Origin of the sequence: Bacillus sp. FJAT-52991 (assembly GCF_037201805.1) — a bacterium.
GTDB classification, from domain to species: Bacteria; Bacillota; Bacilli; order Bacillales; family Domibacillaceae; genus Bacillus_CE; species Bacillus_CE kandeliae.
In genome coordinates this window covers 1,760,313-1,776,195 of record NZ_CP147404.1, presented here as the reverse complement: position 1 = coordinate 1,776,195, position 15,883 = coordinate 1,760,313, and the positions used below count along the sequence as shown (strand labels likewise).

16 protein-coding genes are annotated in these 15,883 nt (G+C 39.0%); 12 read left to right on the top strand and 4 right to left on the bottom strand.

What is annotated here, in order from left to right:
- Nucleotides 1-100: 100 nt before the first annotated feature.
- Both WDJ61_RS09030 and yidC read right to left on the bottom strand, forming a co-directional pair.
- Nucleotides 101-1,816 carry a methyl-accepting chemotaxis protein gene (locus tag WDJ61_RS09030; RefSeq protein ID WP_338754580.1) on the bottom strand — a complete coding sequence of 572 codons (1,716 nt, stop codon included), beginning with the start codon at nucleotides 1,814-1,816 and terminating at the stop codon, nucleotides 101-103.
- Between the two features lie 379 nt (nucleotides 1,817-2,195).
- Entirely contained in the window at nucleotides 2,196-2,963 is a 768-nt protein-coding gene (gene yidC / locus WDJ61_RS09025) for a membrane protein insertase YidC (RefSeq protein WP_413789072.1), read from the bottom strand.
- 169 nt (nucleotides 2,964-3,132) lie between these two features.
- Between yidC and WDJ61_RS09020 the strand changes: the two genes are divergently transcribed.
- The 6 genes from WDJ61_RS09020 to WDJ61_RS08995 all read left to right on the top strand — a co-directional run bounded on the left by WDJ61_RS09020 (nucleotide 3,133) and on the right by WDJ61_RS08995 (nucleotide 9,536).
- Nucleotides 3,133-3,945, top strand: a complete 813-nt coding sequence (locus WDJ61_RS09020; RefSeq protein ID WP_338754579.1) for a GNAT family N-acetyltransferase — start codon at nucleotides 3,133-3,135, stop codon at nucleotides 3,943-3,945.
- A 179-nt stretch (nucleotides 3,946-4,124) separates the two neighbouring features.
- Nucleotides 4,125-5,123 (top strand): biotin synthase BioB, encoded by a 999-nt coding sequence (gene bioB, locus WDJ61_RS09015; protein WP_338754578.1) that lies wholly within the window; start codon nucleotides 4,125-4,127, stop codon nucleotides 5,121-5,123.
- 329 nt (nucleotides 5,124-5,452) lie between these two features.
- Nucleotides 5,453-7,045: a long-chain-fatty-acid--CoA ligase gene (locus WDJ61_RS09010; RefSeq protein ID WP_338754577.1), complete on the top strand. Its 1,593-nt coding sequence runs from the start codon at nucleotides 5,453-5,455 to the stop codon at nucleotides 7,043-7,045.
- Between the two features lie 345 nt (nucleotides 7,046-7,390).
- On the top strand, nucleotides 7,391-8,437 hold the full coding sequence (locus tag WDJ61_RS09005; protein WP_338754576.1) for a CaiB/BaiF CoA-transferase family protein: 1,047 nt from the start codon (nucleotides 7,391-7,393) through the stop codon (nucleotides 8,435-8,437).
- A gap of 42 nt (nucleotides 8,438-8,479) precedes the next feature.
- Nucleotides 8,480-8,875, top strand: a complete 396-nt coding sequence (locus WDJ61_RS09000) for a CidA/LrgA family protein (RefSeq protein ID WP_338754574.1) — start codon at nucleotides 8,480-8,482, stop codon at nucleotides 8,873-8,875.
- The gene (locus WDJ61_RS08995) at nucleotides 8,853-9,536 is read left to right on the top strand and encodes an LrgB family protein (RefSeq protein ID WP_338754573.1); all 684 of its coding nucleotides are present in this window, start codon (nucleotides 8,853-8,855) and stop codon (nucleotides 9,534-9,536) included. The genes WDJ61_RS09000 and WDJ61_RS08995 overlap by 23 nt, the downstream gene beginning before the upstream one ends.
- A 56-nt stretch (nucleotides 9,537-9,592) precedes the next feature.
- Here WDJ61_RS08995 and WDJ61_RS08990 read toward each other — a convergent pair whose 3' ends face one another.
- Together WDJ61_RS08990 and WDJ61_RS08985 are read right to left on the bottom strand one after the other, a co-directional pair.
- Nucleotides 9,593-10,948: a TrkH family potassium uptake protein gene (locus tag WDJ61_RS08990; RefSeq protein WP_338754572.1), complete on the bottom strand. Its 1,356-nt coding sequence runs from the start codon at nucleotides 10,946-10,948 to the stop codon at nucleotides 9,593-9,595.
- Between the two features lie 204 nt (nucleotides 10,949-11,152).
- Nucleotides 11,153-12,331: an LL-diaminopimelate aminotransferase gene (locus WDJ61_RS08985; protein WP_338754571.1), complete on the bottom strand. Its 1,179-nt coding sequence runs from the start codon at nucleotides 12,329-12,331 to the stop codon at nucleotides 11,153-11,155.
- A 161-nt stretch (nucleotides 12,332-12,492) separates the two neighbouring features.
- Between WDJ61_RS08985 and WDJ61_RS08980 the strand changes: the two genes are divergently transcribed.
- From WDJ61_RS08980 to WDJ61_RS08955, 6 genes are all read left to right on the top strand, one after another.
- Nucleotides 12,493-12,696: a DUF1657 domain-containing protein gene (locus WDJ61_RS08980; RefSeq protein WP_338754570.1), complete on the top strand. Its 204-nt coding sequence runs from the start codon at nucleotides 12,493-12,495 to the stop codon at nucleotides 12,694-12,696.
- Between the two features lie 37 nt (nucleotides 12,697-12,733).
- Entirely contained in the window at nucleotides 12,734-13,753 is a 1,020-nt protein-coding gene (spoVAD, locus tag WDJ61_RS08975) for a stage V sporulation protein AD (protein ID WP_338754569.1), read from the top strand.
- A 12-nt stretch (nucleotides 13,754-13,765) separates the two neighbouring features.
- Nucleotides 13,766-13,972 (top strand): DUF1657 domain-containing protein, encoded by a 207-nt coding sequence (locus WDJ61_RS08970; protein WP_338754567.1) that lies wholly within the window; start codon nucleotides 13,766-13,768, stop codon nucleotides 13,970-13,972.
- A 17-nt stretch (nucleotides 13,973-13,989) separates the two neighbouring features.
- Nucleotides 13,990-14,850: a DUF421 domain-containing protein gene (locus WDJ61_RS08965; protein ID WP_338754566.1), complete on the top strand. Its 861-nt coding sequence runs from the start codon at nucleotides 13,990-13,992 to the stop codon at nucleotides 14,848-14,850.
- Nucleotides 14,851-15,001: 151 nt separating this feature from the next.
- On the top strand, nucleotides 15,002-15,361 hold the full coding sequence (locus WDJ61_RS08960; protein ID WP_338754750.1) for a Replication termination protein: 360 nt from the start codon (nucleotides 15,002-15,004) through the stop codon (nucleotides 15,359-15,361).
- A gap of 22 nt (nucleotides 15,362-15,383) precedes the next feature.
- The gene (locus tag WDJ61_RS08955) at nucleotides 15,384-15,758 is read left to right on the top strand and encodes a PH domain-containing protein (protein ID WP_338754565.1); all 375 of its coding nucleotides are present in this window, start codon (nucleotides 15,384-15,386) and stop codon (nucleotides 15,756-15,758) included.
- Nucleotides 15,759-15,883: the final 125 nt, after the last annotated feature.

The window sequence follows — 15,883 nt, the reverse complement described above, 5'->3', positions numbered from 1 at the left end:
CGCATTTTTTTACGAATAAATACCTTTCTCTTTTACTTTAAAGTGAACGTGAAATATATGTCAAATAAAAAGCAGAAACCACAAGGCTTCCGCTCACTAGTTATTTCTTTGGCAATGAAGATAAAATGTCATCAATATACCCAACAACTTGATTAGAAGCCACGTCTAATCGTACTAACGCCTCTTCTGCTTGTGGCAGTTGATTTTGTTGGAAGTAAATTGCTGCTTCTTTCGCCTGTTCATGCACAGTTTTATGGACAGATTCTAGCTTTTTATAGCTTTCAAGTCGATTAAAACGCTGTTGGGTTTGTGGATCATAATACCATTTTCCAAGTCGGCAGTCCATATGAGAAGAAACTTCTTGAGGATTGATATCCTCTAAGCCGAGAAACATGTTATAGATTCTCCATTTCCAAATGTAATGATCCGTTTTAGAGAGCATTAATAAAGCATTGGTTGACAAAACTATTGTATTCTTTTCAATAATATTTGAACGGAAGTTATTCATTTGCTTTCCAAGTCCGTGGATCGCAGCACCTGTATCGTTCCCTAAAGAACGTATTTTGTCCGTTAGGATGGCGATCTGTTGCATTTTATCGGACATCTCATCCATTGTAGCCGCTTGTTCCTCTGTTACGGCTGCTGTGCTGTTAATGTCTTCGTTAATGTCACTTATTGTTTCAACAATTTCTGTTAACAATGGCAAAGAGTCTTTTGCTTCAGACACGGCTTTTTTAATAACGAAGGCTGTATCACCGATAGACACCGACACATCTTGTGAAAACGACTTTAAATTTGTCACATTTTCATTGACCTTTTGCAAGGAATGAACCGTATTTTCTGCCAATTTACGTACTTCCTGTGCGACGATCGCAAAGCCTTTCCCATGTTCTCCTGCACGAGCGGCTTCAATTGATGCATTTAGCGCGAGTAAATTTGTTTGATCCGCAATATCATTAATTAATTGCACAACACTTTCAATTGTGGATACATACGATTGAAGACGAGCAAACTTATCAACAATTTCTGAAAACGTTGTTTCTGTATGAAAGATTTCATCCAAAGCCTCAGAAATCACTTGATGACTATAGTTAGTTCTATCAACTAAAACGCCTGTTCTTTCGGACACAGTAGAAGCGGACTCGGCGACTGCATTAATGGATGCTCTCATTTCATCCGTTGCGACGGTTGAAGTTTGCACTTGTGCATTTTGGTCATCGAGCAGTTGAACTAAATCTTTAATAAACATGATTTTCGTTGTTTCATCCATTAATTGGCCGATCTCTTCGATCACTTGCTCCATCATTTGTTCTGAAAAACATTCAGTTAGCAATTCTTGATCAATGTTGACGGCTTTTTGGATGGAGTGCATATACGTAATACAAGTCGATGGTTTCAATCCAAGGAAGTGAAGTGTATTGGTAATCACATAAAAGTTAAATTGATTAAACATCACAATTAATTTCCCTAAACTATAATGGCTATTTCTTAGCAAATAGAAAAAGGATACTGCATTTGTAACATAGTTAACATCACGCTTTTGTGTAAAGAACTGACGGATATAGTTGATGATTTCCTGTTGTGGAATTTCTTTTGAATGTGGTTCACGGCAATTCGTCAAGTACTTTTGAAATAATTCCAGCATCTCTGTTTCTAAAGAAGCTAATTTTTCATAGATTTCTTCCATTCTGAAAAAATCTGCTTCGTTGAAATGATTGTAAGCCAGTGTTTGGTGAAAACGCCCTTCAATCGTGGAATCCGTTCCAAACTGGGCGAGAATAGAACTTGTTGCTCTTGGTCTCATCCTCTTTAGCATAAAATACCTCCTAAAAACCAATAAATAGATAAAGTGATAACCTTACCTATTTTTATAAGTAAAAAGTCTTATTGAAGGTAATTGTACTAAAAGAAATATAAAAGACAAGGCTTCTATTGTAAAAATTTAATAAAATAAGAAATTTTTTAGAAGAATATCCGTCGGGAAGATAGAAATATTGGGTATATAGCCTTAATTTATCCCGCATTAACGGGCTTTAAGACCCCCACCTCAACATGGCAGAAGAAGCGCAGGCATGTAGGTGAGGGATAAACGCCCGATCCGTTCAACTAACAATCAGTGGGGGATGGAGAAAACCCCCACTGATTGAAGTTTCACTTTATGACAAATAAAAAAAACAGGGAGCTTTGTTAGCTCCCTACTTTTGTTTAGTACCTTCTGTAACTGGATGTGTAGAATACCATTTCTTACTTAACCATGTTTGTCCAACGAGGAATAGTCCACTGACTGCCCAATAAAGTGGTAGGGCGGCAGGAGTAGAAAAAGATATGACTAAGATCATGATTGGTGACAACAGGCCAATGAATTTCATTTGCTGTTTTTGTTGTTCAGGTACATTGATCATAGACACTTTGAATTGGAAGAAGTACATGATTCCAGCAATTAACGCCATGGCAATATCCGGTTCACCTAATTTAAACCATAAGAAATTAGCTGCTTGAATATCTTCTGAAATACGGATGGCATAATATAATCCCATCCAGATCGGCATTTGTATGAAGATAGGTAAACAACCCATGGCAAATGGATTAATATTATGCTGTTGATACAACTGCATCATTTCTTGCTGAATTTTTCGCTGTTCCTCTTGAGATTTTGCCTCTTTTAGTCGTTTTTGAATCTTTTCCATTTCTGGCTTAACGACTTCCATCTTTTCTCTCATGATTTGCTGCTTTTTACTTGAATTCAGCATGAGTGGTAATAAAATTAAACGCACGGCTAAAGTAATTACAATAATAGCGAATCCATAATTACCTAAAAATTGACCTAGCGTATGAATAAGCTGTACAAAAGGGTTCACTAAATAATCATGAAAAAAGGCCCCTTCCTGTTCAGCACTTTGGCAGCCTGATAAAATAAATACCGTGGCGACCATTAAAGAAACGAAAATAGATGATTTTTTCAAGATAGTTCCTCCTATTTACCTTAACAACAAGCAAATTGCTTATAAGACTAAAAAAAGTATATCCTAAAATGCCGGTGAGTTCAAACATTCAAAACTCAAAAAATACTAGCAGTCTCCTGCTTGTTTTTTATATAATAATGAAGAGTTCAACAGCGAGGGGGAGAAGAAAATGTCTCATACATACACAATTCGTTTATTTGAAACATATGAAGATTTTAAACAAATGGCTGACCTTGAAAGATTGATCTGGGGGATTGAACCGATTCCAGAAAATCAAACGATGATTGCTCATAAAAATGGCGGGCTAGCATTAGGAGCGTTTCAAGGGGATCAATTAATAGGGTTTAGTTACAGCTTTGCTGGCTTTCGTGATGGCCATAGTTATTTGTGCTCACACAATTTAGGGATTCATCCCGACTATCAAAAGCAAGGAATAGGGGATGCTTTGAAAAAGGTTCAACGACAAGAAGCAATCAAATTAGGCTATTCGTTAATTACGTGGACATATGATCCATTAGAAAGTGTAAATGGCTATTTAAATTTATCTAAATTAAATGGAATTTGTCGAACGTATATTGAAGATTGCTATGGTGATATGCCTGACAGTTTTAGCGAAGGGATGCCGACAGACCGATTCCAGATTGAATGGCATATTACAGAAGACTACTTAGATCAACCGAATCAATGGAGCGAGGAAGGGGCGGAAATGGCAGCCTCTTGGGGATTGAATGCGGATGGTATACTCTCTATTGATGAAATAAATATTCAGCTAGAGGGAGAGAAATGGTTAGTACCTGTTCCGAAAAACTTCCAACAAATCAGACAAACTCATCCACAAGCAGCACTGCAGTGGAAGAAGACTTATCGCAAGCTGTTCAACCAATTATTTGATGCAGGGTACACAGCGGTTAAGCTCATTAAAACGAAAGATGAACCCGTTAATTATTATTTATTGGTGAAGCAGGAACAGTTGTCATTTTAGTCGCATACATAAGGCGCAAAAGAGGTCATTTCAATAGAGATGGCCTTTTTTGTCATATAAACAGATAATATTTTTGTAAACTTAAATTTAAAATAAGTTGACTTAATACCCCTTTTTCTCTTATCTTTAGTATAGAAGTTTTTATGAAGTGTGGAAATAAAGAGAAGGGGAGTTATCTAATGACAAAATGGGATGAATTAGCGGATGTAGTTCTTGAGGGACAAGAAATTGGAGATGCGGAAGCGCTTTCGATTTTAAATTGTCCAGATGATGAATTGCTTGGATTAGTAAATGCTACTTATAAAATTCGTCATCATTACTATGGCAACAAAGTGAAGTTAAATATGATCATCAACACAAAGTCTGGTATATGTCCGGAAAACTGCGGCTACTGTTCTCAGTCGACTCGTTCATCGGCACCAATCGAAAGATATCGCATGATGGATAAAGAGTCGATTCTTAAAGGAGCGAAGCAAGCTTATGATTTAAGTGCAGGCACTTATTGTATCGTGGCTAGCGGTCGCGGACCAAGTGATAAAGAACTAGACAATGTAACAGAAGCGGTAAAAGAGATTAAAGACAAGTATCAATTAAAAATTTGTGCTTGCCTTGGATTATTAAAGCCTGGTCAAGCGGAAAAATTAAAAGAAGCGGGTGTCGACCGTTATAACCATAATATTAATACGTCGAAGAATCATCATGAGCAAATTACGACAACTCATACATATGATGATCGCGTAGAAACAATTGAGAAAGTAAAAGAGCAAGGCATTTCCCCGTGTTCCGGTGTAATTGTTGGAATGAGAGAGGCAAAAGAAGATGTAGTGACGATGGCGCGTAGCTTAAAAGTATTAGATGCAGATTCGATCCCTGTCAATTTCTTGCATGCCATTGACGGAACGCCTCTTGAAGGAACAGATGAACTCAATCCGCGCTATTGCTTAAAAGTACTTTGCTTATTCCGATTTATTAATCCAACGAAAGAAATCCGAATTTCCGGAGGACGCGAAGTGAACTTAGGGTCATTGCAACCATTAGGATTATATGCAGCGAATTCCATTTTCGTCGGCGATTATTTAACAACAGCTGGTCAAGAAACGACAGCGGACCATCGAATGATTGAAGAGATGGGATTTGAAGTCGAATTTGCTGATAAAAAACAAGAACAACTAGTTTAATTATAGAGGACTGACTGAAGCGGCTTATCACTATGCCATCGGTCAGTCCTTTTTTTATCCCGCATTAACGGGCTGTAAGGCCCCCACCTCAACATGGCAGAAGGAGCGTAGCCGTGTAGATGGGGGATCAACAGCCCGTAAATGCCCGATCTGTTCAACTAACAATCAGTGGGGGATGAAGAAAGCCCCCACTGATTGAAGTTTCACTTTATAAATTGGGAATTTTCTTCAAAATTTGCAGAAATCTATTGAACGCTTGCTCAACCTCATGATACTATTTACTTATTAGAATATTTTAAAAATTCACAAGAGTCATAGGGGGATGGGAAATGAATGTGCCATTAATATTAACGCAATTTTTAGATCGTGCTGTCACATATTACGGGGAAAAAACCGCTGTTATTTCTGAAGATCGTCAATTTACATACAATCAATTAAACGCTCGTGTCAATCAATTATCAAGAGGTTTAGTCGACTTAGGTGTACAAAAAGGGGATAAAGTAGCATATCTCGCTCCTAACTCATTGGAGATGTTAGAGGGGTTTTATGGAATCTATCAAGTGGGAGCGATTATGGTTCCATTAAACATTCGTTTAAAACCAAATGACTATTTATTTATTTTAAATCATAGCGAATCAAAAATTCTATTTGTTGATCAAGATTTATATCCGCTAGTAGAGGAAATCAAAGATCAATTAACAACGGTCGAACATATTGTTGTGCATTATAAAGACATTGAAACAAATGAAATCGATTATGACCATTGGCTTAGTCGTTTCTCTGAGCTTACTTTTGATCGTGTCGAACTTGAAGAAGACGATGTAGCAAGCCTTTTATATACAAGCGGTACAACAGGAAATCCAAAAGGGGTAATGCTCACTCATCGAAATAATTATTTACACGCTATGTCTTCGATGCATGCTCTTCGCGTATCAGACAGAGATATTTACTTACATATTTTGCCGATGTTTCACGTCAATGGATGGGGGTCTCCATTCTACTATACAGCAAACGGGGCTACTCATATTTGTCTCAGAAAAATAAGTCCGTCAGCTATTTTTGATGCAGTAGTCAATCATAAAGTAACGGTGATGAACATGGCGCCAACTGTATTAAATAGCCTATTACAACATTATGAAGAAAATGTTCCGCCAATCGAAAAGAATGTTCGTGTCGTTATCGCGGGATCCGCTCCACCACCATCCTTTGTTGCCCGCGTTGAGAAAGAATTAGGTTGGGAGTTTATTCAAGTGTATGGCATGACAGAATCTTCTCCATTAAGCTTATTTTCTTCCATCCGTTCACCATTTGTAGATTTACCGTTAAAGGATCAATATCGCATGAAAGCAAAAGCTGGTTATGCGATGATTGGCAGCCAAGTAAAAGTAGTGGATGAACATGGGGAAGAGGTCGCTAAAGATGGAGGGTCAATTGGAGAAGTAATCGTACGCAGTAATGGTGTGATGAAGGGATATTGGAAAAACGAAGAAGCAACGATGCAAGCATTAAGAAGTGGCTGGCTTCATACAGGTGATATGGGCACAGTAGATGAGCATGGTCATATAGATATCGTCGACCGTAAAAAGGACATTATCATTAGTGGTGGCGAAAATATCTCTTCCATAGAGGTAGAAGGAGTACTATATGAGCATCCGGATGTGTTAGAAGCAGCAGTCATTGCCGTTCCTCATGAAAAATGGGGGGAAACACCGCATGCATTTGTTGTTAAACGGTCGGCTGCCGAATTAAGTGAGAAGGATTTAATCCAATTTTCAAGAAATCACTTAGCTCACTTTAAAGCGATTACAGGCGTGACATTTGTCGATGAGTTACCAAAAACAGCGTCTGGTAAAATACAAAAAATCCACCTTCGAAATGACTACTGGGAAGAGCAAGGAAAGACGGGGCGATTCGTTAATTAATCATCATCTTCCTAACCGTTGTTTCCATAATAGAAAAGCGAAGTCGAGTGTGTAGGAGGCAGAGCTGGACAAATAAATTTGACCAATAGGTGATCCAATATGAAGGGACCCTATTTATAAAGTGAAACTTCAATCAGTGGGGGCTTTCTTCACCCCCCACTGATTGTTAGTTGAACGGATCGGGCGTTTACAGCCCGTTAATGCGGGATAAATATTGTTGAGGTAAAATATACACCGATCTTCAGAGTTCAGCTGTCCTCGATTTGATGGTCCTCCGCTTCTTCTGAGTGAGGTCTCTTATCTATAGGACAGCTTCTTTTTTATCAGAATAGGGGGGGAAGAAACATGCTTAGCGGAATAAAAGTATTGGATTTCACTCAATATCTTCCTGGACCATATGCCACTCTTCGATTAAGAGACTTAGGTGCAGAGGTGATAAAAATAGAGCGACCTAAAGGAGAGCCAGCTCGTGCGTTATCGGATGGGAAAGTGTTTCAAGGGAACAATCGCAATAAGGAGAGTCTAGCATTTGATTTAAAAAATAAAACAGATCAACAAAAGGTCATGGATCTCATTCATTCGGCAGATGTAGTGGTAGAAAGTTTTCGGCCTGGAGTAATGGCTAGTCTTGGATTGGGCTATGAAGAGTTGAGACATTTGCACACTAGTCTCGTTTATTGTTCTCTTACTGGATACGGTCAAACAGGGGAGCTTAGCACGCTTGGAAGTCATGATTTAAATTACATGGCTTTAAGTGGAATGCTGTCACAAATGAAGGATGAAAGTGGACGTCCTGTGCATCCAACGCTCACTTTTGCTGATTTAATTGGCGGACTAGCTGCTTCTGAAGCGATTATCGCCGCCTTATTAAAAAGAGAAAGAGATGGACAGGGAAGCTATATTGATTTGGCGATTACAGATGCGGTGATGAGTTTATTAACGACTCATATGCAGTATCCACAAGGGAATGGGGTACCGGAGCTAGATGGGAATCTGATTTCCTATCATATTTATGAAACGAAAGATCAGCGGTTTATTAGTTTAGCAGCCCTCGAGCCCCAGTTTTGGTCGAACTTTTGCGATGCTGTGCAAAAGCAAGAATGGCTTCCGCATCATTTTGAAAAAGCAGAAAAGGGAAACCAAGTGTATAAAGAAGTATGTCAATTATTTCAATCAAGGTCATTTGATGATTGGGTTCTCTTTAGTCAACAAACCGATTGTTGTATGGCACCTATTTATGAAATCAATGAACTAAAGGATTCCTGTTACAATCAGCATCGAGGAATGATCGTTGAATCTCCATGGAATGACCTTCAAGTGTTCACAGCTGCCAGACCAAGTCATTTACAAGCACCTCCAACGTTAAATAGCTACTCCATTAATGAAAAATGATAAAAAAGGTCGCCATGATTTCGGTAAGAAAGAGGTGCAGCTATGAGAGATGGAGTGACGTTTATTCTTCAAATTGCTTTATTATGGCTTATTAATGAAACAAGCTATTGGGTGACTGATTTTTTAAACATACCTATTCCTGGAAATGTATTTGGGATGATGGTACTTTTTATTCTTCTCATGACCAACGTGATCAATATCCATTGGATTGAAAGGGGAGCTTCTTTTTTAAATAAGCATCTTTCTTTCTTTTTTGTCCCTATTGCCGTTGGCTTGATGATGTATGGTGGTTTGATTAAAACTAGTGGTGCGGTACTCGCTGTTGTCATTTTTGGTAGTTCAGTGATTGGTCTAGTGATAACTGGGGCAGTCACTCAAGTTTTATCGGAAAAAAGTAAAAGGAAGGAGGCCAGTCATGAACAGCATCACATTGTTTAGTATTTTCTTGACGGTCGCTGTTTATTGGCTATCAAGAAAATTGTCCTTCCGTTTTCCATCACCATTTACGGCTCCTGTATTTTTGAGTACGGCGATGATCATTGTCATTTTGCTACTCAGTGGGATATCGTATGAGGAGTACACACCGGCAAAAGACATAATGACATATTTACTGGGACCGGCAACCGTTGCATTGGCGGTTCCACTTTATCATAACCGAGCGGTGCTCATGTCCCGACTCCTTCCGGCTTTTATTGGCTTGACAATTGGAACCATCTCGACGATTGCTTCAGCGGTCTGGCTTGTGAAAGCATTCGGTTTATCAAAAACGATTGCTGCCACAGCAGCGACTAAGGCTGTCACTACGCCCGTTGCTATCGAAGTTGCGAAAGTGATCGGTGGTGACCCCGCTCTTTCAGCCGCTTTTGTGATGGTAGCTGGGATGTTTGGAGCCCTTTTTGGACCATTGCTGTTAAATGTGATGAAAATAACCGATCCGTTTTCAAGAGGGTTATCGATCGGAACAGTCGCTCATGGAATCGGAACGTCACAAGCGGTGGCTGAAGGGCCTATACAAGGAGCGGTTTCAGGAGCAGCGATGGGGTTTGCTGGGATTATTACGTCGATGATTTTACCTTGGCTTTTTCCATTATTATATTAAAAAACAAGTGCAAGTCATCATGATGAGCTGCACTTGTTTTTTATGTACATTTGTTTTTAACCTATTAAAATCCGTTCTTTCGGATAATGATAAGATTCTTTAATTTCACGGCCACGAATGACGAATAGTAACGAAAACAGCCCGATTCGACCGATAAACATTAAAGAAATTAATAATAGCTTGGCTGGTGTACCTAAGTCTGCAGTGATTCCTAATGAAGATCCAGTAGTTCCAAAGGCGGAGGATACTTCAAAGACGACTTTCACAATAGGTAAGCTAGGCTCTAAAAACGAAAGAAGAATGATCGACCCGCCCCAAATGAAAAATCCAGTCGTTATGACGACAAAAGAGCGTTGAATATCAATTGGATGAACTTCTCGATTGAAAATCTTTATCGTGTTTTTACCGCGAGCAAAAAAGTAAACACTTAGCATGGCAATGGCAAAGGTAGTTGTTCTCAATCCGCCACCTACACTGCTTGGGGAGGCCCCGATAAACATTAATGTTGAAATAAACAGCAAGGTAGCTGTCGAAAATTCATTTAAATCAAGAGTGGTTAATCCAGCACTTCTAGCTGCAATTGACTGGAAAGTAGCATAAAACAATGACTCATGCCAAGATTTATCCGCAAAGAAGTGATATCGGTCTAGCAGGTAAATACCGATGGCGCCAAAAATAGCTAATGCAGCATAAACCGTTGTTGTTAGCTTCGTAAAAAGTGAGAAACGGAATTTATGGGTGCCTCGATACGTTAAATAATCTTTCACTTCAACTAATACAGGGAAGCCGATCGCTCCAAGAACGATTAATACCATATTAATGAACTGGACAAAATAATCATCTTGATAAACAATAAGGGATTGGCCTGTAATATCAAATCCTCCATTGGTTGTTGCGCTGATCGATGCGAATATTCCATGAAGAAAAGCCTCTGACGCTGTTGGATAGTATTGCAAGAAATAAGTCCCTAAAATGAGGGCACCTATTGCCTCAATGCTAAGAATGAGCAAAAAGATTTCTCTCATTAATTTGACAAGTCCAGATAAATCAGTCCGATTTTGATCCGCCATAATTAGTTGTCGCTCACGCATACCAATTCGTTTTCCGACTAGTAGCCAAATAATCGAACTGAGTGTCATAATACCGATACCGCCGACTTGCAAAATAAAGAGAATAAAGAAATAGCCAACTGTACTAAATGTCTCGACTGTTCCAACAGGGGATAACCCGGTTACACTAAGTGCACTAACAGCTACAAATAAGGCATCGATAAAGGCTAATTCAACACCCGGCTTATGCGCGATAGGAAGAAGTAATAACCCAGTAGATAATAGTGCCCCTATGAAGTAAAGTACAACAATTAGCTGGAAAGTTGACAATTTTAAAGATTTTATTTTCGCAGTTTCTTTCATATAACCCCTCATTATTCACTAAGCATAATCTCTACTTTATAATCCAAACACACACACACATATCCTATTATATATATAAGCCATAGGAAAGAAAATAGCCACTTATTTGGCTCGTTACTCTGCTTGCCCACAGATTAATTTTTATCGCTGAAAATAGGTGTGGCTGCCTTCATAATCTAACTATCATGAAGGCAGCCATTTTAGTTATAGAAGCCTAGGAACCTCAATCACGGATTGTAACTTTTCAGCCGCTTCTTTTAAGATTTCTTCCGAATGAACGAGGGCGATTCGGACGTAACCTTCGCCGTTTTGTCCGAATGCCGGTCCAGGAACCATGACAACTCCAGCTTCGTCAATGCAGGCAAAACAAAATTCTTTTGACGTCCAGCCATCAGGAATCTTTGCCCAGATGAACATGCCGCCAGATGGTTTGTCCACCCTCCAACCAATTTTCTCTAGCGCTGCAATAAACACATTGCGACGACTTTCATAAGTTGTTCGAACGAACTGGCCGATTTCCTCCGCGTGGTCGAGAGCTGCTATTCCAGCTGCTTGAACCGGAGCAAACACTCCATAGTCTAAATTAGATTTCAATTGAGCCGCTTTTTGAATCATATCTTTATTGCCTGCAATATAAGCAATTCTAGCACCGGCTAAGCTAAAGCTTTTTGATAAAGAGTTAATTTCCATTCCAACGTCTTTTGCGCCTGGAACAGCTAGAAAGCTGAGAGGCGTTTGATGATCGAAATAAAATTCTGAATAAGCCGCATCATGTAAGACGACAATATGATGCTTTCTGGCAAATTCGATCACTTCACTAAAAAACTGCTCGGTAGCTAGCCCCGGAACAGGGTTACCAGGATAATTTAAAATCATCATCCGTGCTTTGTTGGCGATGTCGACAGGAATAGCTTTTAAATCAGGCAAAAAATGATTTTCTTTCAAAAGTGGCATATAATACGGCTCGGCCCCTGCGACAGCTAATCCCGCTTCATAGGCAGGATAACCCGGATCTGTTACAAGAATGATGTCACCAGGATCCGCAAAGACGAGCGGCAAATGAACGAGACCTTCTTGAGAGCCCATCGCATGAACGATTTCTGTTGAAGCGTCAATCTCCACTCCATGCGCACGTTGGTAATAGTTTGCAACCGCCTGATAAAACTCTTGCGTACCTGATAAAGTGTAGCCGTATTGATCCGGCTCAGCTGCAAGAGCGGCAAGCTGCTCTCTTACAAAAGGAGCGGGTGGCAAATCAGGGCTGCCTAAGCTTAAGTCGATGATTTTTTTTCCTTCTGCTTGTTTTTTTAATTTATAAGCTTTTAGTTCACTAAAAATAGATGGACCAAATGCTTCCATTCTTTTAGCAAGATGAAACGCCATGATGAATCTTCCCCCTATGCATGTAGTTACTATTCATCATTTTAACATACAGAATAAAGAAATAATTTGTAAATTTCAGTTTATTAACAACAATTCCCAAAAATATTTTTTTAAAAATAGCTCATGCTAGTAAAGAATTCAACTAAAGGGAGGTACCACAGATGACCGTTATTAATGATTTGAAAACGACGTTAGCAGGATTAAAAAGTGCCCAAGCCAGCTTAGAAAGCTTTAGTCTTGCAACAGACAATCAACAAGCAAAGCAGTTGTATCAAACAACAGCCACTCAAACGCAAGCCATTATTGATACGCTAGAACCTCGCATTCAAGAAGTAGAGCAAGAAGAACCGCAATATAAAAAATAAATAAATCATAAAACAATATGTGCTAAATTCAAATTAAATGGGAGGTGAAAGCGTGGAAAGGCAGCGAACATGGATCTTTTCCAATAAACCTGTCATCTTATCAACTGGTGTTGTTGGCGGTCCTTTTGAGAGCAATGGAAAAATAGCGGATGACTTCGATATTCTTCATGGAGACTTATGGATTGGGCAAGAAAGCTATGAGAAAGCCCATCGTAAGCTACTTGAAGAAGCTTGCTTTCGTGCAATGGAAAAAAGTAATTTAAAAAAAGAAGATATTGAATTTTTTCTTGGGGGAGATTTAATCAACCAAATTACCCCTACAAGCTTTGGTGCCCGAGCATTAGGTATTCCCTATATGGGGTTATTTGGTGCCTGTTCCACCTCTATGGAGGGACTAGCTTTAAGTTCCTTCATTGTGAACAACAAAGGAGCGAATTATGTTTTAACAGCGGCATCAAGTCATAATGCTGCGGTTGAAAAGCAGTTTCGCTATCCAACCGAATATGGCGGACAAAAGCCTCCAACTGCACAATGGACGATTACTGGAGCAGGGGCGGCAGTGATTGCTCAAGAAGGCGATGGTCCTGCTATTGTTTCAGCCACTATCGGCAAAGTAGTCGATATGGGATTAACTGACCCTTTTAATATGGGAGGAGCAATGGCCCCTGCAGCCGTTGATACGATTATCGCTCATCTGACATCACTAAAGCTGGATCCGTCTTACTATGATTTAATTGTCACAGGAGATTTAGGGTCCATTGGGCGAAGTATTGCATTTGAGATGCTGACAGAACGCGGGATTCCAATTACTGATCAACAATTTCAAGATTGCGGTTTAATGATTTATAAAGATTCTCAACCAGTATTTTCAGGAGGAAGTGGGGCTGGATGCTCAGCCGTTGTCGGTTATGGTCATTTGTTAAAGCGGATGAAAAAGGGCGAAGTCAAAAGGATGCTATTAGTTGCAACTGGAGCTTTACTTTCTCCGCTTTCTTTCCAACAAAATGAGTCCATTCCCTGTATCGCTCATGCCGTTTCAATCGAATATATACAGTAAAGGAGCTTGGAAATGACCATTGCATCCGATGTGAAGACTTGCACAGCTGGTCTTAAACATGCAGAGGCTGTATTTAGCAAATTAGCACTTATGTCAGATGATCCGACAGCGAAGGAGATCTTTCATGAAAGCATGATGTCTCTTCATGAAGTAATTGAACAAATGAATAAACGCATTTATGAACTTGAAAATCATGAACCACAATATCAAGGATTTTAAGAAAAGGAGTGATTTCCTTGCCCCAATGGTTAGATGTTGCCCTTCGATCCATTTCATTTCTCGTTGTCTTATTTGTTATTACAAAAATCATTGGGAAAAGGCAAATTTCCCAATTATCGTTTTTTGAATATATCACAGGGATTACAATCGGTAGCATTGCAGCTGAAGTTTCAACGGTTAGAGAGCGATCGGTCGTCGATGGGCTCATCGCTATTATTGTTTGGGGGCTTATTCCATTACTTGCCGGATATTTAGCATTAAAAAGTAAATCGATCAGAGGTGTCATTGACGGGAAGTCGACGATATTTATTAAAGATGGCAAAGTATTAGAAGATAATTTGAAGAAAGAAAAATATACAATCGACGAGTTATTATCGTTACTGCGGAAGAAAGATATTTTTTCCATTGCTGATGTAGAATATGCCGTCCTAGAACAAGATGGTAGCTTAAATGCTTTATTAAAGAAAGATAAACGTCCACTCACAAGAAGTGACTTACAACTCACACCAATCAATGAAAAAGAACCTCATACGATCATTATGGATGGCCGGTTGCTACACGATGCGCTAGCGGAGAGCGGCAAAACGAAAGAATGGTTAAATGAGCAGCTTGAAACAGCAGGTGTATCGCTTGAAAATGTATTTATTGGCCAGATTAATGCTTATGGAGAGTTACATGTAGATTTATTCGATGATCTTCTTCAACCAGCTGCTCCTCAAGAACGACCATTATTGCTAGCCAATTTGAAGAAATTTGTCGCGGATATGGAATCATTTGCCCTTGCGACAGACTGCCCAAAAACGAAAAAAATGTACGCAACAAACGCGAAAGCTGTTCAAATGATCATCCAGAAAACAAAACCATATTTGCAAACGTAACAGGTATCTATAAATAGGTGCCTGTTTATTTTAATATAACATTATGTGCAAAATTCAAATAAAAATAAAACATTCGTTCTATACCAATAAATTTGCTAAAATAAAATATAAGTGGATATACAAGCAAATAAAGGATCAAGAGGTGAATATGATGCCAAGAGGTGAAGGGAAATTTCTAATTAAACAGCGGGCCTTTTTAAAGTTATTTATGATTAAGTTTGTCGAAGAAAATCGTTTATATGGCATGCAGGCGATGGATGAATTAAAAGCAACATTTAAACAGTACGGCTATGAACCGAATCATTCGGAAATTTATCGTTCGCTGCATGAGTTAATCGATGATGGGATACTAAAAAGACATAAAAAGCTGCAAGAAGGGGCGAAATACAAAGAAGTAGTCATTTATCAATTTGCCGACTATGAAAAAGCAAAGCTGTATAAAAAACAGGTAAAGACGGATCTTGATCGAAGCATGGGATTGCTTCGAAAAGCATTAGAAGACGTTTATTAAACTTAAACATCGGGAGGAAAACATGGGATTATTTGATGGTCTAATTGGCAATGCTACGGAAGCGGATATTAAAACGGTAGAGAAGACGTTGGAACTCATCGTGGCTGAGGGAGAAAAAATTGAAGTAGCATTTGAAATTTTGCGTGATTTAATCGTTTTTAGTAACAAACGTTTACTATTAATTGATAAGCAAGGCGTAACAGGAAAGAAAATAGAATATCTCTCTATACCGTATCGAAGCATCACTCATTTTAGCGTAGAAACAGCAGGAACTTTTGACTTAGAGGCGGAATTATTAATTTGGATTTCCGGAAATGAGAACCCTATTGCCAAACAGTTTAGAAAGGACGACAGCATTTTTGATGTCCAGAGAGCACTGGCTACATATGTTCTTTAATGTTAAGAAAAATAAGGAAAGAGATAAAAAAGCGGATATTGTACGCTCATCAGAATAATCACGTTTTGTGTAGAAGATAGAATATTGATCGTTTAAGAAATGATCAATATTGACGTCTTTACCTT